Annotated in this window: 25 protein-coding genes; 11 read left to right on the top strand and 14 right to left on the bottom strand. The window is 73.0% G+C overall.

Translation table 11 applies throughout. From position 1 onward, the window contains the following. Positions 1–36 precede the first annotated feature (36 nt). Positions 37–1,422, top strand: a complete 1,386-nt coding sequence (locus OHS71_RS20355) for a ricin-type beta-trefoil lectin domain protein (RefSeq protein ID WP_328480804.1) — start codon at positions 37–39, stop codon at positions 1,420–1,422. A 57-nt stretch (positions 1,423–1,479) separates the two neighbouring features. Here OHS71_RS20355 and OHS71_RS20350 read toward each other — a convergent pair whose 3' ends face one another. The 3 genes from OHS71_RS20350 to OHS71_RS20340 all read right to left on the bottom strand — a co-directional run bounded on the left by OHS71_RS20350 (position 1,480) and on the right by OHS71_RS20340 (position 5,502). Next, a complete protein-coding gene (locus OHS71_RS20350; RefSeq protein WP_328484575.1) occupies positions 1,480–3,438 on the bottom strand; it encodes an ATP-binding protein in 1,959 nt (652 codons plus the stop codon). 503 nt (positions 3,439–3,941) lie between these two features. After that, positions 3,942–4,616, bottom strand: coding sequence for a DUF4255 domain-containing protein (locus OHS71_RS20345; protein ID WP_328480803.1), 675 nt, complete (start codon positions 4,614–4,616; stop codon positions 3,942–3,944). 139 nt (positions 4,617–4,755) lie between these two features. Then, entirely contained in the window at positions 4,756–5,502 is a 747-nt protein-coding gene (locus OHS71_RS20340) for a helix-turn-helix transcriptional regulator (protein WP_328480802.1), read from the bottom strand. A 175-nt stretch (positions 5,503–5,677) separates the two neighbouring features. Between OHS71_RS20340 and OHS71_RS20335 the strand changes: the two genes are divergently transcribed. From OHS71_RS20335 to OHS71_RS20315, 5 genes are all read left to right on the top strand, one after another. Beyond that, the gene (locus OHS71_RS20335) at positions 5,678–5,803 is read left to right on the top strand and encodes a hypothetical protein (protein ID WP_328480801.1); all 126 of its coding nucleotides are present in this window, start codon (positions 5,678–5,680) and stop codon (positions 5,801–5,803) included. Next, positions 5,800–8,964, top strand: coding sequence for an AAA family ATPase (locus OHS71_RS20330; RefSeq protein WP_328480800.1), 3,165 nt, complete (start codon positions 5,800–5,802; stop codon positions 8,962–8,964). Before OHS71_RS20335 ends, OHS71_RS20330 begins: the two co-directional genes overlap by 4 nt. 7 nt (positions 8,965–8,971) lie before the next feature. Continuing rightward, positions 8,972–9,358 carry a VOC family protein gene (locus OHS71_RS20325; RefSeq protein WP_328480799.1) on the top strand — a complete coding sequence of 129 codons (387 nt, stop codon included), beginning with the start codon at positions 8,972–8,974 and terminating at the stop codon, positions 9,356–9,358. A 175-nt stretch (positions 9,359–9,533) separates the two neighbouring features. Further along, positions 9,534–9,896: a hypothetical protein gene (locus tag OHS71_RS20320; protein WP_328480798.1), complete on the top strand. Its 363-nt coding sequence runs from the start codon at positions 9,534–9,536 to the stop codon at positions 9,894–9,896. A 93-nt stretch (positions 9,897–9,989) separates the two neighbouring features. Further along, on the top strand, positions 9,990–10,202 hold the full coding sequence (locus tag OHS71_RS20315; protein WP_328480797.1) for a DUF4287 domain-containing protein: 213 nt from the start codon (positions 9,990–9,992) through the stop codon (positions 10,200–10,202). A 31-nt stretch (positions 10,203–10,233) separates the two neighbouring features. Here OHS71_RS20315 and OHS71_RS20310 read toward each other — a convergent pair whose 3' ends face one another. Beyond that, positions 10,234–11,847 carry a DEAD/DEAH box helicase gene (locus tag OHS71_RS20310; RefSeq protein ID WP_328480796.1) on the bottom strand — a complete coding sequence of 538 codons (1,614 nt, stop codon included), beginning with the start codon at positions 11,845–11,847 and terminating at the stop codon, positions 10,234–10,236. 130 nt (positions 11,848–11,977) lie between these two features. Continuing rightward, a complete protein-coding gene (locus tag OHS71_RS20305; RefSeq protein ID WP_020133270.1) occupies positions 11,978–12,181 on the bottom strand; it encodes a cold-shock protein in 204 nt (67 codons plus the stop codon). A 269-nt stretch (positions 12,182–12,450) separates the two neighbouring features. On the opposite strand from OHS71_RS20305, the gene OHS71_RS20300 reads away from it, so the two are divergent. Continuing rightward, the gene (locus OHS71_RS20300; RefSeq protein ID WP_328480795.1) at positions 12,451–12,813 is read left to right on the top strand and encodes a DUF952 domain-containing protein; all 363 of its coding nucleotides are present in this window, start codon (positions 12,451–12,453) and stop codon (positions 12,811–12,813) included. Between the two features lie 46 nt (positions 12,814–12,859). Here OHS71_RS20300 and OHS71_RS20295 read toward each other — a convergent pair whose 3' ends face one another. Beyond that, positions 12,860–13,315, bottom strand: a complete 456-nt coding sequence (locus OHS71_RS20295) for a tellurite resistance TerB family protein (RefSeq protein ID WP_328480794.1) — start codon at positions 13,313–13,315, stop codon at positions 12,860–12,862. A 144-nt stretch (positions 13,316–13,459) separates the two neighbouring features. Next, on the bottom strand, positions 13,460–14,404 hold the full coding sequence (locus OHS71_RS41360; RefSeq protein WP_443046987.1) for an SCO2400 family protein: 945 nt from the start codon (positions 14,402–14,404) through the stop codon (positions 13,460–13,462). 290 nt (positions 14,405–14,694) lie between these two features. On the opposite strand from OHS71_RS41360, the gene OHS71_RS20285 reads away from it, so the two are divergent. Beyond that, entirely contained in the window at positions 14,695–16,278 is a 1,584-nt protein-coding gene (locus OHS71_RS20285; RefSeq protein WP_328480792.1) for a carbohydrate-binding protein, read from the top strand. 91 nt (positions 16,279–16,369) lie between these two features. On the opposite strand, the gene OHS71_RS20280 is transcribed toward OHS71_RS20285, so the two are convergent. Further along, positions 16,370–16,828, bottom strand: a complete 459-nt coding sequence (locus OHS71_RS20280; protein WP_328480791.1) for a TIGR03618 family F420-dependent PPOX class oxidoreductase — start codon at positions 16,826–16,828, stop codon at positions 16,370–16,372. Between the two features lie 92 nt (positions 16,829–16,920). Then, the gene (locus OHS71_RS20275) at positions 16,921–17,580 is read right to left on the bottom strand and encodes a TetR/AcrR family transcriptional regulator (RefSeq protein WP_328480790.1); all 660 of its coding nucleotides are present in this window, start codon (positions 17,578–17,580) and stop codon (positions 16,921–16,923) included. Positions 17,581–17,723: 143 nt separating this feature from the next. On the opposite strand from OHS71_RS20275, the gene OHS71_RS20270 reads away from it, so the two are divergent. The 3 genes from OHS71_RS20270 (at position 17,724) to OHS71_RS20260 (ending at position 20,810) form a co-directional block, all read left to right on the top strand. Beyond that, complete coding sequence (locus OHS71_RS20270; RefSeq protein WP_328480789.1) at positions 17,724–18,761, top strand: medium chain dehydrogenase/reductase family protein; 1,038 nt, start codon at positions 17,724–17,726, stop codon at positions 18,759–18,761. 280 nt (positions 18,762–19,041) lie between these two features. Beyond that, on the top strand, positions 19,042–19,716 hold the full coding sequence (locus OHS71_RS20265; protein ID WP_328484574.1) for an RNA polymerase sigma factor: 675 nt from the start codon (positions 19,042–19,044) through the stop codon (positions 19,714–19,716). Further along, a complete protein-coding gene (locus OHS71_RS20260; protein WP_328480788.1) occupies positions 19,713–20,810 on the top strand; it encodes a CU044_5270 family protein in 1,098 nt (365 codons plus the stop codon). The genes OHS71_RS20265 and OHS71_RS20260 overlap by 4 nt, the downstream gene beginning before the upstream one ends. A gap of 169 nt (positions 20,811–20,979) precedes the next feature. On the opposite strand, the gene OHS71_RS20255 is transcribed toward OHS71_RS20260, so the two are convergent. From OHS71_RS20255 to OHS71_RS20235, 5 genes are all read right to left on the bottom strand, one after another. Further along, positions 20,980–22,161 carry a CU044_5270 family protein gene (locus OHS71_RS20255; protein ID WP_328480787.1) on the bottom strand — a complete coding sequence of 394 codons (1,182 nt, stop codon included), beginning with the start codon at positions 22,159–22,161 and terminating at the stop codon, positions 20,980–20,982. A 1-nt stretch (position 22,162) separates the two neighbouring features. Then, the gene (locus OHS71_RS20250; RefSeq protein WP_328480786.1) at positions 22,163–22,705 is read right to left on the bottom strand and encodes an RNA polymerase sigma factor; all 543 of its coding nucleotides are present in this window, start codon (positions 22,703–22,705) and stop codon (positions 22,163–22,165) included. Positions 22,706–22,816: 111 nt separating this feature from the next. Next, on the bottom strand, positions 22,817–23,191 hold the full coding sequence (locus OHS71_RS20245; RefSeq protein ID WP_328480785.1) for a MerR family transcriptional regulator: 375 nt from the start codon (positions 23,189–23,191) through the stop codon (positions 22,817–22,819). A gap of 509 nt (positions 23,192–23,700) precedes the next feature. Beyond that, the gene (locus OHS71_RS20240) at positions 23,701–24,015 is read right to left on the bottom strand and encodes an SCO5918 family protein (protein ID WP_328480784.1); all 315 of its coding nucleotides are present in this window, start codon (positions 24,013–24,015) and stop codon (positions 23,701–23,703) included. Positions 24,016–24,021: 6 nt separating this feature from the next. Next, entirely contained in the window at positions 24,022–24,234 is a 213-nt protein-coding gene (locus tag OHS71_RS20235; protein ID WP_328480783.1) for a CBS domain-containing protein, read from the bottom strand. Positions 24,235–24,242: the final 8 nt, after the last annotated feature.

Here is a 24,242-nt window from a genome sequence, read left to right as displayed (position 1 = left end):
CTGACGGGCCCCCGCCCCGCGTCATAGCGTCGACAGGTGACTCTGTGGACTTCTCTGGAACCGGTCGCGGCGACCGTGGATCCCGGCGGCACCACGACCGTGCGGTTGCGGGTGCGCAACACCGGTGACGTGGTCGACGAGTACCGGTTCGAGCCGGTGGGTGCGGTGGCGCCGTGGACGGTGGTGGAGCCGCCGACGCTGCGGTTGTATCCGGGGACGACGGGCACGGTCGAGCTGACCTTCTCGCCGCCGCGGACCCCGGACGCCACGGCCGGGCCCAACCCGTACGCGGTGCGCATCACGCCCACCGAGCATCCGGAGGCGGTGACCGTTCCCGAGGGGAACCTGACGGTCACGCCGTTCACCGAGGTGCGCGCCGAGCTGGTGCCGCCGACGGTGAAGGGGCGGTTCCGCGGCCGGCCACGCCTCGCCATCGACAACCTCGGGAACACGCGCGTGACGGCGTCCGTCGCGGGCACCGACATGGGCGACCACCTCGGATACGAGTTCCGGCCGGGCAATGTGCAGATCGAACCGGGCCGGGCGGTGTTCGTGGAGACGACGCTGCGCCCGCGCCAGGTCATCTGGTTCGGCTCGAAGGAGCAGCGGCCGTACGCGCTGAGCGTGCAGCGGTCGGGCGCGGTGCCGCTGGCGGTGGACGGCACGTTCGTGCAGCGCGGGTTCCTGCCGCGCTGGCTGGCGACGGCGCTCAGTCTGACGCTGGCCCTGGCCATCGCGTTCGTGATGATCTGGCTGGCCTACAAGCCGCGGGTGATCTCGGCCGCGAGCGAGAAGGTCGCGGAAGTCGGGAGCACCGCGCTGCCGAGCCCGTCCGTCTCCGCGCCGTCCGCGCCCAAAGCGGACGCCTCCGCCGCACCGCTGCCCGAGCAGCCGGCGCCCTCCGCCCCGGCGAAGCAGGAGGACGGCAGCGGCGGTTCCGCGTCCGGCGGCTCCTCCACGTCGGGTGGCGGCAGCGGGAGCGGGAGCGGGTCCGGTGGTTCGGGCGGCTCGAAGCCGGCGGCCCCGGTACCCGGCGCGTTGATCATCGGCCAGGGCTCCAACCGGTGCGTCGACATCACCAACGCCCAGAACGGCAAGGGCAAGGACGGCACCCCGCTCCAGCTGTGGGACTGCGCCGGCTCGGCCAATCAGAAGTGGGTGTTCAAGAGCGACGGCACCGTCCGCGCGCTCGGCCTGTGCATGGACGTCGCCTGGGGCTCCAAGGACGACGGCGCGGTCATCCAGGTGGCCAACTGCTCCGGCAACCCCGCCCAGCAGTGGGTGCTGAGCCAGTACGGCGACCTGGTCAACCCGCAGGCCGACAAGTGCATCGACGCCAAGGACAGCGGCACCGGCAACGGCACCAGGCTCCAGCTGTGGACCTGCTCGGGGACGCCCAACCAGAAGTGGCGCGCGCAGTAGGGCCGGCGCAGCAGGGGCAGGCTCAGCAGGCCCGGCGGGCGGGCCCCGGACCGGGGCTCACCAGGTGGCTTCGCCCGGCACCAGGCGGCCCGCCTTGCGGTACTCGCGGCGGGCCCCCTCCAGCAGGTCGCCGTCGCCCACCGGCTCGTCGCGTCCGGCGGCGAGGTAGGCGGCGGTCACGACCGCGCTGCGGATCGACCCCCCGGCCAGCTCGAAGTCCTTGGCCAGGGGCCCGAGGTCGACGTCGGGCGCGCACGGGACGTGGGACAGTCCGTGCCGCCACAGCGCGAGCCGTTGCCCGGCGTCCGGGAACGGGAAGTCGACCACCAGGTCCAGGCGGCGGGTGAACGCCTCGTCGATGTTGGCGCGCAGGTTGGTGGTGAGCAGCGCGATGCCGTCGAAGGACTCCAGCCGCTGGAGCAGGTAGGCGCTCTCCATGTTGGCGTACTTGTCGTGCGCGTCCTTGACCTCCGACCGCTTGCCGAAGACGGCGTCGGCCTCGTCGAAGAGGAGCACGGCGTCGGTGCGGTCGGCCTCGGAGAAGATGCGCTCCAGGTTCTTCTCGGTCTCGCCCACGTACTTGTCGACGACCGAGGACAGCTGGACGACGTACAGGTCGAGGCCGAGTTCGGCGGCGACGACCTCGGCGGAGAGCGTCTTGCCGGTGCCGGACTCGCCCGCGAACAGCCCGAGCACCCCCCGGCCGCGTCCGCCGCCGGCGCTGAGCCGCCAGTCGCCCAGGACGCGGTCACGGTGCCGGGCGCGCAGGGCGAGCTCGTGCAGCTGGGTCAACGGCCGCTCGGGCAGCACGAGATCCTGCCATCCGACGTCCGGCCGGATCCGCCGCGCGTGCCGCTCGAGCCCGGACGCCGACTGCTGCCGCGCGGCCAGCCGCACATGGTCGGCGGTGAGCGGTCCGCCCTCGAAGGCCGCCAGCACGGAGGCGGCTCGCGCCGCCCGCGCGACCCGCTCGCCGCCCAGGCGGTAGGGGGCGACGACGGCGGCGAGGTCGAAGCCTGGGGCGGTGTCGGGGGCGCCGGCGGAGTCCAGCGCCGCCGCCCAGGAGGCCGTCCCGCCCGCCCGGCGGCGCGGGGCGTCCAGCACGAGCGGGTCGTGGGTGGCCCAGTGCGGGTCGTAGGGGCGCGGGTCCGTGAGGAGGACGGTGACGTCCGTCGCCTCGGCCAGCGCAGCGAGCAGCGGTCCCGGCCGGTCGGGCAGCCCGGACAGGACCACGGCCCGGCCGCCGAGACGTGCCTCGCGCAGCAGGCACGGGACGCGGTCGTCGGGGCCGGTGAAGCGAAGGGCGTCGGTTCCGGCGGCGCTCAGGGCCGAGGTGATCGCCGCGAGGCCGTCGCCCTCGCGGTGTTCGCGCAGGTAGGCGATGAGCGGGCCGCCGTCGCGCAGCCGGTGCGCCAGCCGCCGGGTGAAGTCCTCGTCGTCGGCGGGCAGCGGCGGGGGCAGCGGGTGCAGGTGTCCGCGCAGGGCGGCGTCCGGGGTGTCGTCGCCGAGGAGGTGGGCGAGCAGCCGGTCCGGTACCCGCAACGTCCGTGTGAGGAAAGGCCGTTCGGGCTCCTCGACGTCCAGCAGGCCGTACGCGCGCAGCGGCGCCGAGGAGTGGAAACGGGCCCGGGCCGCGGCCCGGTGCGGGGGCGTCCCGCACAGTTCGAGGGCGAGCCCCGTGGTGGCCCGCCGTCGGCTCACATCGTCGTTGAGATACCCGTAGAGCGGCTCGAAGCCGCGGTCCAGATCGGGTGCGAGAGCGACGAGGAGGATCGCGGTGTCGAGCGCGGTGAGCCGCAGCCGCGCGGCCAGCGCGGTGAGGGAGTCGGGGGCGGTGCCCTCGGGGGCGAGGGCAGCGTCGACGGGGGCGGCGGTCCCGGCGTCGAGCAGATGGCGTACCGCCTCCTCGGAGAGGTACAGGCCGCGCAGCGGGTCGGCGGCGGTCGGGTCGACGGCCGCGCGCCGGTCGACCAGAGCACCGACCCGATCCCGCAGCACACCGAGCCGGCCGAGCAGCGAGGCGGCCTCACCCCGAGAACCGGACCCGCCGCGCGAGCCGTGCGCCGCAGGACCGGCCGCGACCGCTTCGGAGTCCGTTCCGGGTGCCCCCGAGCCCCGACGAGGTTCGCGCCCCGGACGGTCGGCTGCGGCCGGGGTGATCCCGGCCCCGCCCGCGTCGGTGCTCGCTGCCGCTGCCCCGGCTGCCCCCGAGTCCCGATGCGGCGAACGCCCCGCACGGTCGGCCACGGCGGGGTCGGTGTCTGCCGGGAACGTGCCGGTACCGGGGCCGGTGTCGGCCCTGGCCGGGTCGGTGTCCGAACCGAGCGCCGCAGGACCGGGCGCGACCGCTTCGGTGTCCGTTCCGGGTGCCCCGGCTGCCCCCGAGTCCCGATGCGGCGAACGCCCCGCACGGTCGGCCACGGCGGGGCCGGTGTCGGCCGGGAACGTGCCGGTACCGGGGTCGGTGTCGACCCCGGCCGGGTCGGTGTCGGCCCTGGACGCTCCGGTGTGGGCGCCGTTCACTGTGGGTCCGGGCGGCGGGGGCCGGCCTCGCGGGCGGCGCGGGCCGCTGCCACCTGGTGAGGGCGGTGGGTGCGTTCGCCGGACTCGGGTGGGTCGCCGTCCATGCCGCGCAGGCGGACCGCCGCGCCCTCCGTGACAGGCGGCCCGGCGTCGTACTCCGGGTATGCCGGGAAGGGCGCCGTCACCACCAGGTCGAGGGACGGCTTGAGCTCGCCGCCCAGGGCGGACCAGATCTCGGCGAGGGAACGTGACTCGGTCTGGATACCGGCCACCGTCACCGGCATCGCCAGCCCCAGGGCCCGCAGTGAGCCGGGCAGTTCGTCGGCCGTCAGCATCTCGCGCGGCAGCAGCGTCGCCAACACGGCCGACAGCAGGCGGTGTTCGTCCTGTGGGGTCCGCGTCCAGGCCGTCACGAGATAGGAGAGCCGGAACCAGCGCGGTGGCTGACGGCGCTTCACGACGATGTCGCGTTCGTCACGCACCGCCATCTGGCCGCGCTGCCGACGGGTCACGTCCTCGCGAATGTCGTACAAGTAGGTGTTGATCACAGGGGCGTTGCGCCGGGCCGCCCAGTCGCGGGTCGGCGCCTCGAAGGAGACATCGATGCCGGAGCCCGCCAGCGCGCCACCCCCGAGCAGCTCTTTGAGGACCTCGTCCACCTCGTGGATCACCGTCGTGCTCCTCAACTTGCCGTGCTGCACCCACTGTCCGACGATCGTGCCCCGGGCGGCCCCCGATCCGCAGGCGCCTCGGGGTCGGCGGCCGGGCAGGGCATCGTGCCCGCGTGTCCGCCTTCGATTGCCCGTTCGGTCAGATGTAGCCTTCCCGGAGGGCATATGCCACCGCGTGCGCCCGGTTGCGCAGGTGCAACCGCGTCGTGAGTCCGTGCATGACGTTCTTGACGGTTCGTTCGGAGTAGGACAGCTTGCTGGCGATCTCTCCGGTGTCCAGGCCCTCGGCGACCAGCCGAAGGACGTCCACCTCCCGCGGCGCGAGTCCCAGCGAGGGTGCGCCGGGCCGGCCCGCCGCACCACGGTGCAGCGTGCCCACCTGGCTGATGAGCCTGCCGAGCAGGTCGGCGGGCAGGTCGCCGTCGCCGCGGTGGGCGGCCAGCACGGCCTGCACCAGCCGGTGCGCGGTGGCCTCCCGGCGCCAGACGATGGCCCCGACCCCGCACTCGATGACGTCCAGCAGTTCGGTCTCGCGGATCGTGCCCACGACGAGCACCGCCCGTGCCCCCTCGCTGCGCACGATCCGCCGCAGCCGGGCCAGCGCCGCTTCGTCGAGGGTGTCCTCGATCAGCAGCGCCACGGTGCCCGCGGCGGCCGAGACCTCCTCGCGGACCTCGACCTCGGGACGCCCGCGCAACTGGCTGACGGCGCCCTCCCGGGAGATCGGGTCCGGTGCCTGGACGGCCACGGGGACCCGCCGCCGGGAGCCGAGTCCGCCGCCGAGGCCACTGCCGACCGTGGTGCCGATGGTGGTGCCTGCGGCGGCGGCGCCCAGGGCCGCGGCGGCCGCGACGCCGGTGTCTGATGTCCGTGGTGAGCTGAGCAACCGAATCCCCCATGTTCACGAGCCCGCCGTCCGGCGGGGACCGGTGACGGGTGGGTCCGGTCCAGCCTTCTGCGACCGCCGGGGCGCGCGCAATCGTGGAGCACCACGAGGCGGACCACGAGAGCAAGCCGCCGACCACCCCGAATCGTCTGCATCGTCGCAGGTCAGAGCTGGCATGGCCGTCGCGTGCCGGGTCACCGTGAGCCTCGCCACAACGGCCGCGCGGACCCGTACCGAACCGCACGACCTCTACGTGTACATGGACAAGTCCGATGTGCCCGACAGCAGGAGGCAGGGATGACCGGACCGTTGCGGGAACGCGAGGACGCGCAGGCGCTGCTCGCGGCCGAGGCCGAGCGCGCCCGCGCCGGAGAAGGCCGGCTCGTCCTGCTGCGCGGGGCCACCGGCACCGGCCGGTCCGCCGTCCTCGAAGCCGCCGCCGCGCACGCGGCCGGTCTCGGGCTGCGAGTCCTGCATGCCCGCTGCTCCCCCGAGGACACCGCGCTGCCGTTCTCCTCGGTCCTGCACCTCCTCGGCTCCGTACCGGAGTTCGCGGACGTCGGACCGGGCGGCGACGACCGGGAGAGCGCGGCCCGGCTCTGGCGGGTCCTGCGTGCGTACGCCGACGAGGCGCCGCTCATGGTGGCCGTGGACGACGTCCACCTCGCCGACGAGGCCTCGCGCCGCTGGTTCGTGGAGGCGGCCCGCCGTATCGACCGATTACCGGTGGTCCTGGTGGCCACCGAGCGCAGTCAGTACGACATCGGCCCGCGGCCCACCGGCCTCACCCACACCCTGTCCCCGTCCGTGTTCCGCACCCACACCCTCGCCCCGCTCACCGAGGACGCCTCGGCCGACCTGGTCCGGGCCGCCTTCCCGACGGCTTCCGACCGGTGGACGGCGGACTGCGTACGGGCCGGGGCGGGCAACCCGCTGCTGCTGCACGCCCTCCTCGACGACCTCGACGGCGCCCCGCCGCCCCTGGCCGTCCCGAGGACGTGCGCCGCGCTGTACCCGGGTTCCTACCCTGCGGCCGTCTCCTGGTGGCTGGACAACGCGGGCCCGGCGACGGCGGAGGTGGCCCGCACCCTCGCGGCCCTGGAACAGGCGGACCAGACGGAGCGTACGCAGCAGTCCCGGCGGACGGAACAGGCGCAGCGCACCGCGGGCGCCGAGCGGGAAGGGGCTGTTCAGCGAGCCGAGCGAGACGGGGGCGCCGGGGGCGCCGGTGTCCGGAACACCGACTCCGCGCCCGTGATCCCCCACCAGGCCCGGACCGGCCCGGGAACCCCTCACCGGGCCCGGACCGCTTCCGCGACACCTCACCAGCCCCGGAGCGCTTCTGGAGCGGCTTCCGCAACGGCCTCCGGGGCGGTCTTCCCAGGGATCCCCGGGACCGCCGACGAAACGGCTCCCGGGACCGCCACCCGCTCCGGACCGGCCACCACCACCGGACCGGCCGCGACCGTCGCAACCACCGCCACCCCCACCGGCCCGGCCGCCGACCCCGCCCGGGGCACCGCACCCGCGGCCGTGTCCGAAGCGGCCACGGACACCCTCGCCGCCCTCGTCGCCGACGCCTCCGGCGCCGATCCGGCCCGTGTCTCCGGCTGGTTCACCGCGATGACGCGCCTCGGCGTGCTGCGGCCGGATCGGTCCGGCCGCCCCCGCTACGCGCACCCCCTCCTGCGGGACGCCGTTCTCGGAGGCTGGTCCACCGCCCGCCGCCAGGACGCGCACCGGGCGGTGGCGCAGGCCATGCTGCGCCGGGGCGACCCACTCGACTCCGTGGCACGGCAGTTGCTGGGCAGCGCCCCCGAGGGCCTGCCCTGGGCACAGCGCGTGCTGCGCGACGCCGGCACCGTGGCCGCGCGCGAGGACCGCCCCCACGACGCCGTCCGCTATCTGCGCCGGGCCCTCCAGGAACCGCTGCCCGACGACCTGCGCCAGCGCCTGCTCACCGAACTCGGCTCCCTGGAGTACGCCTCCGCCGACACCCCGGCGGGCATCCCGCGGCTGGCCGAGGCGCTCGACCTGCCCGCCGAACCCCGTGACCAGGTCCGTACGGCCATCGCGCTGGGCACCGCGCTGGTGGGCCGGGGCGAGGTCCGCACGGCGGTGGAGGTGCTGCGCCGCCTGGAGACCCGGCTGAGCGCCCACCCCGATCTGGCGCGCGCCCTCCAGACGGCGTCCGCGCTCCTCGCCGACCAGGACCGGATGGTCCGCAGGGAGGCCTACCGCTGGCTCACCGACACCGCCGAACGCTCCCCGGAACTCGTCGGTCCCTCGGGTCAGGCCCTGCTCGTGCGGTACGCGGCGACCGCGGGCGAACTCCCGGCGCGGGAGGCGATGCGACGGCTGCGCACCCTGCTGACGGAACCCGCCGACTCCCTCGCCGAGCCGTTCCTGCTGGGCACGGCCGCGGCGGTCGCCCAGTGGGCCGACGAGCTCGACGAGGCGGAACGCCTGGTGGAGCGCGGCCTGGCCGGCCAGCATCCGTCGCTGCTGCACCCGATGGAGCAGGCCCTCCTGGACACCGGGTGGGACATAGCGGCGGCGCGGGGCGCCTACGACACCGTGCTCGCGGGGTACTCCGAGGCGGCCCACGTCCGGCGTACCGGCGGCGGCCCCGTGGGCGCGGACGCGCACATCCTGCTCGCGCTGGTCGAGACGGGCCGCACGGCCGAGGCCCGCCGTCTGGCCGACGCCTTCGACCTGCGTGACGTCCCCGACTCCTGGGAGCTGAACCGCTTCCTGTACGCGCGGGGCGTGCTGCGCTTCACCGAGGGCGATGTCGCGGGCGCCCTGCACGACTTCCTGGAGTGCGGCCGCCGCCAGTCCGCCCGTGCCGTCCTCAGCCCGGTCGTCACACCGTGGCGGACGGCGGCCGCGGAGTGCCGGCTGGCGCTGGGCAACTCCCAGGAGGCGCTGGCCCTCGCGACCGAGGAACTGCGGCTGGCCCGTGTGTGGAACACCCCGCGCACGACGGGACGGGCGTTGCGCGTCCTGGGCCGGGCGACCCGCGGCAGGCGGGGCCTGGAACTGGGTGAGGAGGCGGTGGCCGTCCTGCGGGACTCCCCGGCCGAGGCGGAGCTCGTGGCCTCCCTCCTCGCGCACGGCCGGCAGCTGACCGCCGCCGGCGAGCGCGGACGGGGCCGTGACCACCTGCGTGAGGGTGCCGAACGCGCCGAACGACTGGGCAGCGTCCGTCTCCTGACCTATGCCGAGCAAGCCCTCCGTACCGCGGGCGGCCGTCGCACCACCCCCGCCCACACCGGCTCCGGGGCCCTCACCGCCAGCGAACGCCGTATCGCGGAACTGGCGGCGGAGGGACGTACCAACACCGAGATAGCGGAACTCCTGCACGTCGCCCGCCGTACCGTGGAAACCCACCTCACCAGCACCTACCGGAAGTTGGGGATCCGCAGGCGGGGCGAGTTGCGGGGCGCCCTGGAGGAGTGAGACGGCTGTGCGGTACCCGGCCGCCACGAGCCGCCCGACCTACGACGAGGTCATGGCCGTCGACCTCTTCGCAGGCATCCCCGTCAACGACTTCGCACCGGCCCTCGCCTGGTACGAGCGGCTGCTCGGCGCCGGGTCGGCGTTCCTGCCGAACGACGCGGAGGCCGTCTGGGAACTCGCCGAACATCGCTACCTGTACATCGAGCACCGGCCCGGCCGCGCGGGCCACGCCATGCACACCGTCTTCGTCGACGACCTCGGCGCCCGGGTAGCCGCCATCACCGGCCGGGGACTGGTCCCCACCCGCCGCGAGACCTACTCCAACGGCGTACGCAAGGTCACCTACCACGACCCGGACGGCAACGAGATCGGCTTCGGCGGCTCCCCGCTCTGACCGCCGACAGCACCGGCCGCCCACCGCCCCCGGCCGCCCCGGCCGGTCGCCGACGCCGGGCCCCGGCCCGGTTCCGGGCGCGGTTCCCGGCGCGCTGAGCCGCCGTGACAGCCCTGTGACCACAGGAGTGGCCTCCGTCACAGCCCGCCCGGCCCCGCCCTGGTGGGGTGACCGGATGCGTACCGCACTCTCCGCCCTGCGCGGCTGGCTGCCGCCGCTGCTGGCGCACCTGCTGATCGGTCTCCCGACGGCCGTCGTCGTGCTGTGCGCGCGCTGGTATCTCGCCCACGGCCACTGCACCGACGGCGACCTCCGCCTGCGCGACCTGGACAACTGCACCTACGACCAGATCGAGAACAGCGGCTTCGTGCTGATCGCCCTGGCCCTGTCCGCCGCGTTCACCGGCCTGCTGCTCGTGCTGTTCGACGGTGTGCGCCCTCTGAGGACCGGCCGCTCGCTCACGCCCCGGCTGGTGACCCTGCCCGCGATCCTGCTGCCCTACGCCGTGTACGTGACCTGCGCCGCGCCCGGCGGGTGAGCCGCGTGCCGCGCCGCACGGCGGACGAGAACAGTGACGCGGATCACTCCTGCGACGCCGCTCACTTCGCCCGTCGGCGCCGGTCCTACCGACATGACCGAACCTGTGAAGGGCCCCGCGAGTTACTTCCCGTCGATCGAGAAGAAGTACGGACGCCCGATCGCCGAGTGGAAGACCCTGATCCGCGCCTCACCGCTCACCCGGCACATGGAGCTCGTCTCCTGGCTGAAGACCGAGCACGGCCTGGGGCACGGCCACGCCAACGCGCTGGTCGCCCACACGCTGGCGGAGAGCCCCGGCGAGTGAGCCCCGGCCGGTCGCCGGGCCGGGCCCGGCGTCAGCGACCGTTCGAGGCGTTGCCGCCGTTGCCGTTGGCCGAGGAGCGGCGGCGGCCCTGCGAGGCGGGGCGTCCGCTGCCCTGTGCCGCGGGTCGTCCGCCGCCCTGTGCTGCGGGTCGTCCGCTGCCCTGTGCCGCGGGGCGTCCGCTGCCCTGTGCTGCGGGTCGTCCGCTGCCCTGTGCTGCGGGGCGTCCGCCGCCCTGTGCCGCGGGACGGCCACGGCGGGAGCGCGGGGCGGAAGCCGTGCGCGCCGGACGGTTCTCCGTGGCGGCCGGCGGAGCGAGCACGACGGGCACGCCGGAGGGCGCCTGTGCACCGGTGATCCGGCTCAGCTCGGTGCCTCCCGAGCGGACCCGGGTGGTCTGCGGGGTGATACCGGCGTCCGCCATCAGACGGGTCATCTCCCGGCGCTGACTGGGCAGCACCAGCGTGACGACGGTGCCGGACTCGCCGGCGCGTGCGGTGCGGCCGCCGCGGTGCAGGTAGTCCTTGTGGTCGGCGGGCGGGTCGACGTTGACGACGAGGTCGAGGTTGTCGACGTGGATGCCGCGGGCCGCGACGTTGGTCGCCACCAGCACCGTGACGTGGCCGTCCTTGAACTGCGCCAGTGTCCGGGTCCGCTGGTTCTGGGACTTGCCGCCGTGCAGGGACGCGGCGCGCACCCCGACCGCCAGCAGCTTCTTGGCCAGCCGGTCCGCCGCGTGCTTGGTGTCCAGGAACATGATCACGCGGCCCTCGCGGGCGGCGATCTCCGTCGTCGTGGCGTGCTTGTCCTCGTCCTCCACGTGCAGCAGGTGGTGCTCCATCGTGGTGACGGCGCCCGCCGACGGGTCGACCGAGTGGACGACGGGGTCGTGCAGGTAGTTGCGCACCAGGCGGTCGACGTTACGGTCCAGGGTCGCCGAGAACAGCATGCGCTGGCCGTCGGGACGCACCTGGTCGAGCAGGGCGGTGACCTGCGGCATGAAGCCCATGTCGGCCATCTGGTCGGCCTCGTCGAGGACGGTGATGGCAACCTGGTCCAGACGGCAGTCGGCCCGGTCGATGAGGTCCTTGAGCCGGCCCGGCGTGGCCACGACGACCTCGGCGCCGCCGCGCAGCGCACTCGCCTGCCGGCCGATCGACAGACCGCCGACGACCGTGGCGAGCCGCAGCCGCAGCGCACGGGCGTAGGGGGTGAGGGCGTCGGTGACCTGCTGCGCGAGTTCCCGGGTCGGGACGAGCACCAGGGCCAGCGGCTGCCGGGGCTCGGCACGCTGCCCGGCGGTGCGGGCCAGCAGGGCGAGGCCGAAGGCGAGGGTCTTGCCGGAGCCCGTGCGGCCACGTCCGAGGACGTCCCGGCCGGCCAGCGAGTTCGGCAGCGTCGCGGCCTGGATCGGGAACGGGGTGGTCACGCCCTCGGCGTCGAGGGCGGTCAACAGCCGCTCGGGCATGTCGAGTTCGGTGAACGACTCCACCGCGGGCAGTCCCGGGGTGAGAGTGACGGGCACCGCGAATTCACCGCCGGACGCGGCGGGACGACTCCCGCGTCCGCTCCGCCCCGGCTTGGCCGAACGGGAGGGGGCGCCTTGGCGCCTGTCCGTACGGGAGCGGACGGAGCTGTTGCGGTTCATCCGATACCTTCCTCGAAAGGGGAAAATGCCATGGGCCGGGGCCCGCACTCAGGAGTGCGGGCCCCGGCCACTTAGTCCGCGTGATGCGCAGCCGATGCGTCAGCGTCAGCGTCAGGCGGCGTCAGGCGGTTCAGGCGGGCTGGATGTTCTCCGCCTGCGGGCCCTTCTGGCCCTGAGTGACGTCGAAGGTAACCTTCTGGCCTTCCTGAAGCTCACGGAAGCCGGACGTGGCGATGTTCGAGTAGTGGGCGAACACGTCAGCGCCGCCACCGTCCTGCTCGATGAAGCCGAAGCCCTTTTCCGAGTTGAACCACTTCACGGTGCCAGATGCCATGTTGTATCTCCTATGCGGCAATGCCCCGGGCCCGCACCTTACGGACCCGGCGTAGCGGCAGGATCGGGAAAGCCCCAAAAACAAAAAGAGTGCCCGTCGACGGAAGGTCGAAGAGCACTCAAAAGCCTCTGGTAACCGAAACTGCCACTTTTATCACGGTAGCACAGGTCCGGGTGCGGGCCCGGGAGCGAGCCAGTGCGTGTCACATGCCGGGAACGGCGGCTTCGGGATGCCCGGCGGCGGTCAAACGCCTGTTGTATAACCGGATCATGATTTATCACGTTGTGCCGCTCGACGACTGGAACGCCGTCCCGGACCGGCCCTACGCACCCGCCTCCCTCGCCGCGGACGGGTACGTGCACTGCTCGCCCGACGAGGGGACGACGCTCGCCGTCGTCAACGCGTTCTACCGGACCGGTCCCCGGCCGCTGCTGGCGCTCGTCCTGGACGAGGAGCGGCTCACCGCGAGGTGCGAGTGGGAGGCGGCCGCGCCCGCCCCGCCGCCCGGCGTCCGCGCGGACGCCCTGTTCCCGCATGTGTTCGGGCCGATCGACCGGGATGCCGTGATCCGCGTCCTGGAGGTCCGCTGGGACGAGAGGGGCCTGGCGACGGGCCTGACGGACGCCGGCTGACCCTTCCGCTCGTCTCCCCGTCAAGTCCCTCCGGTTCTCCCCGTGTTCAGAGGTCGAACTCGTGCGGCGGCAGGTCGAGGGTGAAGCACGCCTCCCGTACGACTCCCTGCTCGGTCTTGTCGAAGTCGCCGTCGGCGCCGCCGATGACGATGCCGATCTGGATGACGGCCCGCGCCTCGGCCGGCTTCTTCTTCGCCTTGGCGATCTCCTGAAGGACACCGACCTTGCCGAAGTCGAAGTCGGCGGTCAGCTTGTCGAGATTGGCGTCGAAGCGCCGCTGGAGGTCCGTGGCGTCGAAGTTCTGAAGCACCTCGTTGGTGGCGATCAGCTGTGCCACCCGACGCCGCTCGGCGGGGTCGACGGTGCCGTCCGCCGCCGCGACCAGGGCGCACATCGCCATGCTCGCGTCGCGGAAGGCGCCGCTCTTGAGGTCGTTCTTCTTCGACAGGAGCTGCGTCTGCATCGTCGACGCGGACTCCTTGACGCGGTCCCACAGGGCCATGAGAACTCCAGAAGGTCGGGGCGGGATCAGTGTCTGGAACAACAACCACGGCTGCGTCGACAGCTGCTCGTCGTCGGATCCACAGCTGCGTCCGCAGCAGTGTGGAAACTGACGGCCGCCCCGAGAAGTTCCCCCGTTCCCCGGTCAGCTGAGGCAGATCAGGCCCAGCAGACAGACGTCCGACGGGGACGTCCCCGCGGGCGCGGTGCTCGTCGAGGAGGACGACGAAGACGAGGACGACGAGGACGAGGACGACGAGGAGTTCGACGAATCCGACGCGTTCGAGGGCGAGTTCGCGTCAGAGGCCGACGACCCCGTGCCGTCGCCCGCGGCCGAACCGGAAGACTGCTGCCCCCTCGTGCCGGTCGCGCCGGTCGTTCCCGAGGAGCCGGTGGCGCCCGCCGTGCCGGACCGGTCGCCGGGGGCGGTGACCGTCGCGCCGTGGGACGAACTCCCGGTGCGCTGCCGGGGGACCGACGGCGCCGACGCGGGAGAGGACGCCAGCGAGTCCGGGCGGGTGTCCGCCGGGGACTGCGCCGCGAGCGTGCGGGAGGGCGTGGGCCGGTGGGCGTCGGACCGGGTCACCGTCGGGCGGGTGCGCTCCGACGTGGGTTCCTTCCCGTCGGCCGTGGTCGGGACGTCCGGCGTCGTGGCCGCCTGCGCCTGGTCGCCGGTCTGCCGGTCCAGCGCGGCGAAGGTCAGTCCGCCTCCGACGAGGGCGACGGCCGTCGCGACCACCGCCCGGCGCTGGTTCTTCTTCCAGCGGGCCAGCTGCCGACGCCGCGCCGCCCGCCCCGGCGGCGCGTACGGGACGGAGGGCGAGGTCAGCCCGCTTTCGGTTTCGTCCGACGGCGCGGTCCGTGGCGCGGTGTCGGCGTACGGCGCCGGCGGCGGGGTCGGTGACAGCGGCGGGGCCTGGGCCGGTGCGATCGCCGTCGTCGGCACGGATGCCGTGGTCGACCGGGCGACCCGGGCCGGGGCGATGCCGCGGTCGACCGTGACGGGTGCGATGTCCGGAGCGTAGGCGCCGCATCCAGGGCACACCAGGGCGCCGTTGAGATGCCGACGACACGTGGAGCAGTAGTCCATCTGCGGTCTTCCTACGCGGGGGTCCGATGGCCGGCAACGCTAACGACTCGTTCGAAAGACTGTGTGCAGTCTGTGTGACGCTCCTGCACGAATCCCTTGAGGGGATGGGCACACACGCCGAGAACACCCCGTTCCCGTCCATCTATGTGAACGTAAAACAGGTACGCGTCTCTTGACGTGCTCAGGCCACACCCCTAGCTTCCGAGGGAAAGCGCTTTCTGGTTCCGTCCGGTCGCGCTTCCTGGTTCGGCCGACCCGCACTCGTCCCGTTCCGTTCCTGGAGATGAAGCATGCAGCTGAGATCCGTCATGGCCTGCGTCAGCCTGGTGGCAGGCACGCTCGTCGCGCTGTCCGGCACCACGGCCCAGGCCGCCACCACCGTCCGCTACGAGGCCGAGACCTCTCCGGCGGTCTGCTCCGGCACCATCGACTCCGACTGGACCGGCTTCTCCGGCAGCGGATTCTGCAACGGCACCAACGCGACCAGCGGCTCCGTCCAGTTCACCGTGAACGCGGCCACCGCCGGCACGGCGACGCTGAACGTGCGCTTCGCCAACGGCACCGCCGCCGCCCGAGCGGCCTCGCTCGTCGTCAACGGCACGACGGTGCAGACGCCGTCCTTCGAGGGCACGGGCGCCTGGTCGACCTGGGTCACCAAGACGCTCACCGTGTCGCTCGCGGCCGGCAGCAACACCGTCCGGCTCAGCCCCACCGCCGCGGCGGGACTGCCCAACATCGACTACCTGGAGGCGACGACGGCCGACGGCACCACACCCCCGGCCGGCGGCGCGATCTACGTGTCGCCGAGCGGCACGGACGGCGCCGCCGGTACCCAGTCCGCGCCCACCACCCTCACCTCCGCGATCAGCCGCGTCGCCGCGGGCGGCACGATCTATCTGCGCGGCGGGACGTACAGCCCCTCGTCGACGGTCACCGTCCCGGCGACCAGCAACGGCACGGCGAGCGCCCGCACCACCCTGTCCGCCTACCCGGGTGAGACACCGGTGCTCAACTTCTCGGCGCAGAGCGAGAGTTCCTCGAACCGCGGACTCCAGCTGTTCGGCTCGTACTGGCACGTCTACGGCCTCGTCGTGGAACACGCCGGTGACAACGGCATCTACGTCGGCGGCAGCGACAACGTCATCGAGCGCACCGTCACCCGCTTCAACCACGACACCGGGCTCCAGCTCGGCCGGATCGCCTCCACCACCCCCGCCGCCCAGTGGCCGGCCCGCAACCTGATCCTGAGCGCGGAGTCGCACGACAACGCCGACTCCGACGGCGAGGACGCCGACGGCTTCGCCGCGAAGCTCACCACGGGAACCGGCAACGTCTTCCGGTACGCCGTCTCGCACAACAACATCGACGACGGCTGGGACCTCTACACCAAGACGGACACCGGCGCCATCGGCCCGGTGACCATCGAGGACTCCCTCTCCTACAACAACGGCACCCTGTCCGACGGCACCGTGAACTCCAACGGCGACCGCAACGGCTACAAGCTGGGCGGGGACGACATCGCCGTCAACCACGTCGTACGGCGCAGCATCGCCTACCACAACGGCAAGCACGGGTTCACGTACAACAGCAACCCGGGCTCCATGGCCGTGTCGAACAACCTGAGCATCGACAACGCCCAGCGCAACTACTCGTGGGACGCGGGGACCTCGGTGTTCCGCACCAACACGTCCTGCCGGTACAACGTCAGCGGCTCCAACGACAAGACCGTCGGGGACGCCGACAGCACCAACCAGTTCTGGACGGGCGCCAACGGTTCCCGCTGCGCGTCCTCCTACGGCGGCGCACTCGCCTGGTCCTTCGCCGCGAACGGGCAACTGGTGGTGACGCTGGGCGGCAGCCGGGTGACGCTGTAGCAGCAGCCTGTACGGGTGCGGGTGCGGGGATCTGTCCTTCCCCCGCACCCGCACCCCTGCGCGGGTCGCGGGGCGGGGTGCGGCGGCGTTCCTAGCCGTCGATGTCGAGCGCGGTTCCGTACAGCCGGTCCACCTTCAGCCGGACGACCACCCGGCGCTCCGCGACCAGCTGGGCCAGGAACTCCTCCTCGTCCTGCGGCCGCGCGTCCGCCGGGATCATCCCGAGCAGCTCCCGTCCGACCGCGTCGCCAGGGACCGTCGTGACCTCGGAGATCTCGGCCTCGCCCTCGGCGACCGCGAACGACCACACGTCGTCGCCCGGTACGTGCAGGGCGGCCTGCGGGTGGCGTCGCAGGTGCTGGACCTTGATGCGGTCGGCCGTCGTCGAGAACCGCACGACACGGGCCTGCGCGTCCCAGCTGTAGACCATGGTGGTCAGGTGCGGGTGGCCGGTGCGTCTGACGGTCGCGAGAGTGCCGAACCGCGCTCGGCCGAGCAGATCGGACAGGGCTTCGTCGGACAGTGTGCGAGGCGCTGGACCTTGAGTCATGACTCGGTCAACTCCACCTGGCCGACGGGTATTTCACGCAGCGCCGCACACGCGGACCCGCCGCGTCGGCGAGTCGCCGCCGGGCGGGCCGCTCAGTTCGCCGACGGGCCGGTCAGGTGGTCCAGTTCCGCGGCGTAGAGCTGGGCGGGATCGAAGCCCATTCCGGTGAAGTGGCCGGCGAGTTCCAGGGACAGGACGCCGTGCAGCCGGGTCCAGAAGGTCAGGGCCCGGTGGAGCGCGGCGGGGGGCGCGAACCGGCCGTCCGTCCACTGGTCGCCGAGACCTTCGAGGTGCGCGGCCAGCGGGGTCGCCGGACCGTCGGAGGGCAGATCGGCGCAGGCGTCCAACAGCACCGTCATGATCTCGGAGGCGATCACGGTGACGTCGTCGGGCGCGTGGTAACCGGGTACGGGCGTGCCGTAGACGAGGAAGTACCGCTGGGGATCGTCCAGGGCCCAGCCGCGCAGCGCATGCGCCAGCCCGGTCAGACCGGCGCCGGCGGCCGAGGCCGTGCGGAAGGCGTCGGCGACGCTTCGGTACGCGTCCCGGACGAGCTCGGTGATCAGCTCGTCGCGGCCGGAGAAGTACCGGTACAGCGCGGGCCCGCTCATCCCCATCTGTTTGGCGATCGCGTTCAGTGACAGTGCGGACGCCCCCGCCGTGGCGAGCTGCTCCCAGGCGCGTTCCTTGATCTCCGCGCGCACCTGGGTGCGATAGCGCTCGCGCGGGGTCGTCGTCCCCGGGTCCGCCATGGGCTGCCGCCGCCTCTCCGTGCTCGTGCCTACGGCCTCACGATTCAGTTAGAGGCTATCACCAACGCTATTGACACTCCCTTTCGATCTGCGTTACAACTTCTAACGAACGCAAGCAGGGGTCACTCTTACTGGAGGTCATCATGGCGAGCACCGACGCAGGACTCGTGGAGGTCGTGCTGCCGGGCAAGGTCGAGCCCGACGGGCTGCGGATCCGGCACGGAGCCGTCCCCGCCCCGGGCCCCGGGCAGGTGCTGATCCGGATGGAGGCGACCGGGGTGTCCTTCGCCGAGCAGCAGATGCGCCGCGGCCGGTACTACGACCAGCCGCCGTTCCCCTTCGTGCCCGGCTACGACCTGGTCGGCACCGTGCTCACGACCGGCGCGGGCGTCCCGTCCGACCTGACCGGCGTCCGGGTGGCCGCCCTGGTCAAGGTCGGCGGCTGGGCCACCCATGTGCTCGTCGACGCCGCCGACGTCGTACCGGTGCCCGCCGGTGTCGAGGCGGCGGAGGCGGAGACGCTGGTGGTCAACGGCATCACCGCCTGGCAGATGCTGCACCGCAAGGCCCGGATCCGTGCGGGCGGGACGATCGTGGTGCACGGCGCCAACGGAGGCGTCGGAACGGTCCTGGTCCAGTTGGCGCGGGCGCACGGCATGCGGGTGATCGGCACGGCCTCCGCCCGCCACCACGACGCCCTGCGGCAACAGGGGGTCACCCCGGTCGACTACCGCACCGGCGACCTGGCCGCGCGGATCCGCGAGCTCGCCCCCGGCGGCGTGGACGCCGTCTTCGACCACGTCGGCGGACGGGGCATCGTCGACTCCTGGCGTCTCCTCGCCCCCGGCGGCACCCTCGTCTCCTACGGCAGCGCCTCCACGCGGGACGACGAGGGGTCCAAGCAGTGGCCCGTACTGAAGCTGCTGGGGCGGCTGTGGCTGTGGAACGCGCTGCCCAACCGCCGCCGCGCCTACTTCTTCAACGTCTGGGCGGGCCGTGCGCTGGCCAGGAACCGCTTCCGGTCCCGTCTGCGGGCCGACCTCGCCCAGGTCTTCGCAGCCCTTCAGCGCGGTGAGGTGACACCCCGGATCGCGGCCCGGCTCCCGCTGACGGAGATAGCCGAAGCCGTCCGCCTCGCCGAGTCCGGAACGGTCGCGGGCAAGGTCGTCCTCCACCCGTGACCGACCTCGCCCGCCCCGGCCGGGGCAGGCCGGGCCGCCGCCCGGGCAGCCCGGGTGGTACCCGCCCGGACAGGTCGGCGCGCGCGACCTACCCGGCTGGCCGCCGGCTCGCGTCCGCCCCGGCCGCGTGACGGCCGAAGGCGAGCGGCACCCACGTGCGACCCTCTACGCCTGAACGCCCGATCACCGGATCGCGGGAGACGTCGGCGGGGGAGAGTGTGGCGCAGGTCACGGGAAGTCGGTGCCGGGTGCCGGACAGCTCATGGACGTGAGCACACATATGCGTACCCGGGTACGGGCCGGGGAATCGAGCGCGTTCGCTGAGCTGTTCGACGACTACGCCCGCGCCGTCTACAACCACGCCTTCCGGCTGACGGCCGACTGGTCCACGGCCGAGGACGTGATGGCCACGACCTTCATGGAGGCGTGGCGGCTGCGCGACCGGGTCGACCCCGAGGGCGGCTCGCTGCGGCCCTGGCTGCTGGGCATCGCCACCAACACCGCCCGCAACCAGCACCGCAGCAACCGCCGGTACCGGGCGGCGGCGGGCGCTGCCGCGGCGGCCGAGCTGTCCGTGCCCGACCACGCCGACGAGGTCGCCGACCGGATCGACGACCGGCGGCGCCTCGCGACCGCCCTCACCGCCCTCGCCGCACTGCGCAGACCCGAGAGAGAGGTCGTGGCGCTCTGCCTGGGGGAGGGACTGGAGTACGAGGCCGCCGCCGAAGCTCTCGGGATCCCGGTCGGCACCGTCGCCTCCCGCCTCTCCCGGGCCCGCAGGAAACTGCGCGCGCTCGCCGCGGACGAACCGGCCCGCCGGCCGACCGCCGACCGGACGCCCGAGGAAGTCCGCGAAAAGAAAGTCCGCGGAAACCGGGAAGGCGGCCGCACCGGCCGACAGGTAAGAGGCGATCACGCAAACGTGGTCCGGCCCGCGCAGGGAGGAAACCGATGAACGCGAACACGCCCCGGCAGAGTCAGGCCGAGCGGGAGGAGAGCGACGAGCTCTTCGCCCGGACGGCGCGCGACCTGCCGACGGGCCGTCACCAGTTCCACAAGGAGCGTCTGATGGCCCAGATCCACGAAGCCCGACAGGACGAGCGCACGGCGACGGCCGCCCCCGTCAAGAGCAAGCGGCTGCGGCTGCCCCGCCCGGGGATCACCCTGCCCGCGCTGGCCGCCGCGCTCGCCGGGGTGGTCGTCGTCGGAGTGGCGTCGTCCGGGGGTGGGGGGGTCAGGGACGGCGGCGTCGCCACCGGACCGGCCCTGACCACCACTGTCGGCGTCGCCACCACCACCGGCGTGCCTCAGCTGCTCGACCAGATCTCCCTCGCGGCGGGTGAGGTGACCCACCCGGCCGTCAAGCCCGGCCAGTACATCTACATCGAGTCCAAGTCGGCCGACAGTTTCCTGAAGACCGTCGGCGACAAGACCACCCTGGCCAGTCACGAGCTGCACACCCGTCAGCTGTGGGACTCCCCGGACGGCACCCGGGGCTGGCTGATCGACCCCGCCGTCAACGACGGCCCGGAGGGCGAGACGCTGAGCCTTCCCGACGAGCAGGGCAACACCCCGAAGGCGCACCTGGGCGCCCCGTCGTACGACTACCTGGCCAAGCTGACCACCGACCCCGACCAGCTGCTCGCCAAGATCTACAAGGAGACCGTGGGCCAGGGGAACACCCCGGACCAGCAGGCCTTCACCACCATCGGCGATCTGCTCACCGAGAGCTACCCGCCGGCGCAGCTCTACTCGGCGCTGTTCAAGGCCGCCGCGAAGATCCCCGGTGTGGTGGTCGTGAACGACGCGGTGGACGCGATCGGCCGGCACGGGGTGGCGGTGGCCCGGCTGGACGAGACCAGCGGCCAGCGCGAAGAGTGGATCTTCGACAAGAAGACCCATGTCTTCCTCGGTGAGCGCTCGGTCCAGGTGAAGCAGCTCACCGGGACGGACGCCCTGATCAAGCCCGGCACGGTCACCTTCACCAACGCCATCCTGAACCGGGCGATCGTCGACGGCATCAAGCAGACACCGTCACAGGCGGGCTGACCCGCCCGGCCGGTCCGAGCGCCGGCGGCCTGGGCGGCCGGTCCGAGTGGCGGCCCGGGCGGCCGGTCGAGTTCCGGTCCGCCACCCCGGTGAGCCGGTGACGCCCTGGGCCCGGCGCCAGGGCTCCGGCTCCCCACCTGGGCCGGGTCCCCGGGGCCGCGCCGACCGGCTACTTCCGGCCGGTCGGCTGCCGGTCGGTCCACTCCGCCTCGACGGTGACGGTGTAGTCCACCAGCGTGCCGGCCGTGATGCCCGCGGCCGCGGCCCGCGCGGACGGCTTCGTCACCGTGCGCCGCTCGGCCAGCAGCGCGCCGGTGCCGGGGTCGACGATCAGCTCCGACCGTACGGCGCCGTACTCGGGCGTGTCCGTGGCGGGCAGGGCGAAGCCGACGCCCTCGTGGCCCGTCGGGTCGGTGACCCTGCCGAGCGAGACGATGCCCGGGAGGTCCGCGATGACGCGGTAGGCGGCGGCCCGGACCTCGTCCCTGACCGGCAGGTTGATCAGGCCCGCGGCCTGCTGCCAGGTCCACTCGGTGCGGTCGGAGACCTCGGCTCCGCGGTCCTCCCGGTACAGATCCGCCAGGACCTGCTTCAGCTTCGCCGTGTCACCCGGGAGTTTCCGCAGGTCCGCGTAGGTCACATTGCGCGCACCGAGGGCGGCGATCCGGTCGCCGCTGTTGATCGTGGTCGTCGTCGGCCGGTTCTCGTCCGTGGACTCGATGCGCAGACCGAGCGTGCCGCCCGACTCGCCGCCCCCGGCGAGCGTCAGGTCCCGCGGGGACCCGGCGGCCTGCCAGCGCTGCTGGTCACGTGCGGTGCGGGGCTGGGTGGACTCGTCGATGCCGGACACCCACACGCTCCGCGTGCCGGGCTTCACTCCGTAGGACCACCGCTGTGTCTCGGAGGAGACGACCGAGAGGCCCGCCACCGGCTCGGCGATCACGCCGACCGAGGCCGAACGCGTCGTCACCTGCCAGTAGGTTCCCTCGCTCGCCGGCCGGTCCAGCCGGGCGGCGACGTTCAGCAGGGCGAGGCGCCCGTTCGCCGGGGCCTGTCCGGAGCCGTCCGCCGAGGGGGCGCCTGCGCTCGTCCGGGTCCCTTCGGATCCCGCGGTGCCGTTGGCCAGCGTGCCGACGACAGCCGCCGCCGCCACCGCCGTCGCCGCGACGGGCAGCGCCCAGCGCAGGCTGAACGGCCGCGCCGGAGCCTGCACCTCGCGGGCCTCCCGAGGTCCGGCCATGATGGTGATCAGGTCGTTCCGGGCGCGTTCGGAACCCAGTCGGGCCGGGTCCAGCTCCACGGGCCGCGCCTCGGCCAGGGTCTTCATGACATCGGGCCGCTTGCGTGCCATGTCAGTGCTCCTTCACAGTCACTGTCGGGTGAGGTTCGCGAGAGAGCCCGGCCGCCGCCCCGTCGACGGCACGCTCCAGCCGCCGTCTGGCCCGGTGCAGCCGGACCGAGAAGGTGGCGGTGGAACAGCCGAGGACATGTGCGGCCTGCTTCGGGCCGAGCCCGTTCCAGGCCACCAGGGTCAGCAGCTCCCGATCGGCGGCGGACAGCCCGGCCAGCGCCTGGAGCGCTGCCGCGCGCTCGGCCACGTCCGAGGCCACGTCGTCGACCTGGGCACCCGAGGTGATGATGCGCTGTGCCTCGTCGACGGCCAGCGCGTACTGTCTGCCGTCGCGGCGACGCAGCTCGTGGGTCAGATTGCGGGCCACCCGCAGCAGCCAGGGCAGCGGCGGGGCGGGAACGTCCCGGATCCTCCGCCAGGCGACCATGAAGGTCTCGCTGGTGATGTCCTCACCGACCTGTCGGCCCACCAGGCTCGAGGCATAGGCGAGCACCCGCGGCCGGTACTCCTCGTACAAGTCACGGAAGCGTTGGACGTCTGTCACGCACCCTCTCCTCATCTCGGCTCTCTCACCTGGCAATGGTCGAGAGCCGCGGTTTCTTACACGTGAGGAGAAAACTTTCCGGGCGCGGTGACGTCGTTCCGCCCCGGAAGCTCAGCCGGAGCTGGAGTCGGCGCCCGAACCGCCGGAGCCGGAGGAGTCCGTGCCGGGGCCGTCGGCCGCGCGGCGGAACTCGGCGTTGATGCGCTGGGCCTCCTCGAGCTGGTCCTCGAGGATGACGATCCGGCAGGCGGCCTCGATCGGGGTGCCCTTGTCGACGAGCTCGCGGGCACGGGCGGCGATCCGGAGCTGGTAGCGCGAGTACCGGCGGTGCCCGCCCTCCGAGCGGAGCGGCGTGATCAGCTTGGCCTCGCCGATGGCACGGAGGAAGCCCGGAGTGGCGCCGAGCATTTCTGCGGCGCGGCCCATCGTGTACGCGGGATAGTCGTCGTCGTCCAGACGACCGCCGAGCGGGGTATCTGCTGTCATCTCACCTCGTTGTGCAACGCGTCGAGGGGCCCCGGTGCCGAACGGCACCAGGGCCCCGAAGGGAAATTCAACACCATCGGTCGGTCCTGTTGCGGCGCCGACCTTCTGTTTCGCTACCCGGACCCGGCGAGCGGGCGGGGGCGCGTGGATCGCGGCTGCGTGACCGGGGACCACCTTCCAATCCATGGCCTTGCGGTACCCGGACCCGGAAACTCCTCGGGCCGGGCGATCCTGATGGCGTCTCGGTTTCCGTCCTTCCTCTGAACCGACCACTTTGCTGGTCGTGCGTACGCGAGAAACACTATCCAGGCTGCGAGCCAATGTCTACCGTGGCGAGCATAGATTTCAGCCCTTCGGGGTCCAGGTACTCGCCCGGCCATGCGTGAGGGCCCTGCCGATGTGTATCGACAGGGCCCTCACGGTGCTGCTGTGCCTTGCTGGCTGCGTCGTTCCGGCCGCGCTGGTCCCGCTGGGGGAAGGCCGCCGGGCCCGCCGCGCCCGGCCGGACGTCAGGCCTCCAGGGCTCCGGGGGCGCCGAGCAGCGCCGAGGCGTTCTCGAGCGGTGTCAGGACCGGCACGGGTGTGGCGTCGGGGTGCTCGTGACAGGTGAAGCCGAGCCGGGTCATGGCCCGGACGATCTCGCCGCTGGTGAAGTCGCGGCGGTCCTGCCGGGTGACGATCTCGCCCACCTGCTTGACGGGGTAGCGGCGCCGGCCGATGGTCACGGCCTCACCGGTGATCTGCTCGGGCGTGATGCCCTTCATCGAGCCCATGACGCCGTCCTTGGTGAGGTCGAACGGGTACCGGGCGATGACACAGCGCATGATGCCTCACAAAGAGAACGGGCAGGGGTCTGACGAGGGCCGGAGCGGTACGGCGAGGACGTCCCGCAGCCGGAGCCGGTCAGTGTAGGCGGCGCCGGCGCGGGAGGCGGAGAGCTGGGGCCGGGTGACCCAGCCCGTGCACTGGTCGTCGGCGTCGCACAGGAGCAGGAACTCCACGTCGGCGCCGGCCATGACGGACAGGGCCACCTCGACGGTCATGTCGTCAC

Source organism: Streptomyces sp. NBC_00377 (assembly GCF_036075115.1).
In the GTDB taxonomy this organism is placed as follows: domain Bacteria; phylum Actinomycetota; class Actinomycetes; order Streptomycetales; family Streptomycetaceae; genus Streptomyces.
The sequence above is the reverse complement of the archived record's forward strand: the minus strand, read 5'-3'. Positions and strand labels throughout refer to the sequence as shown.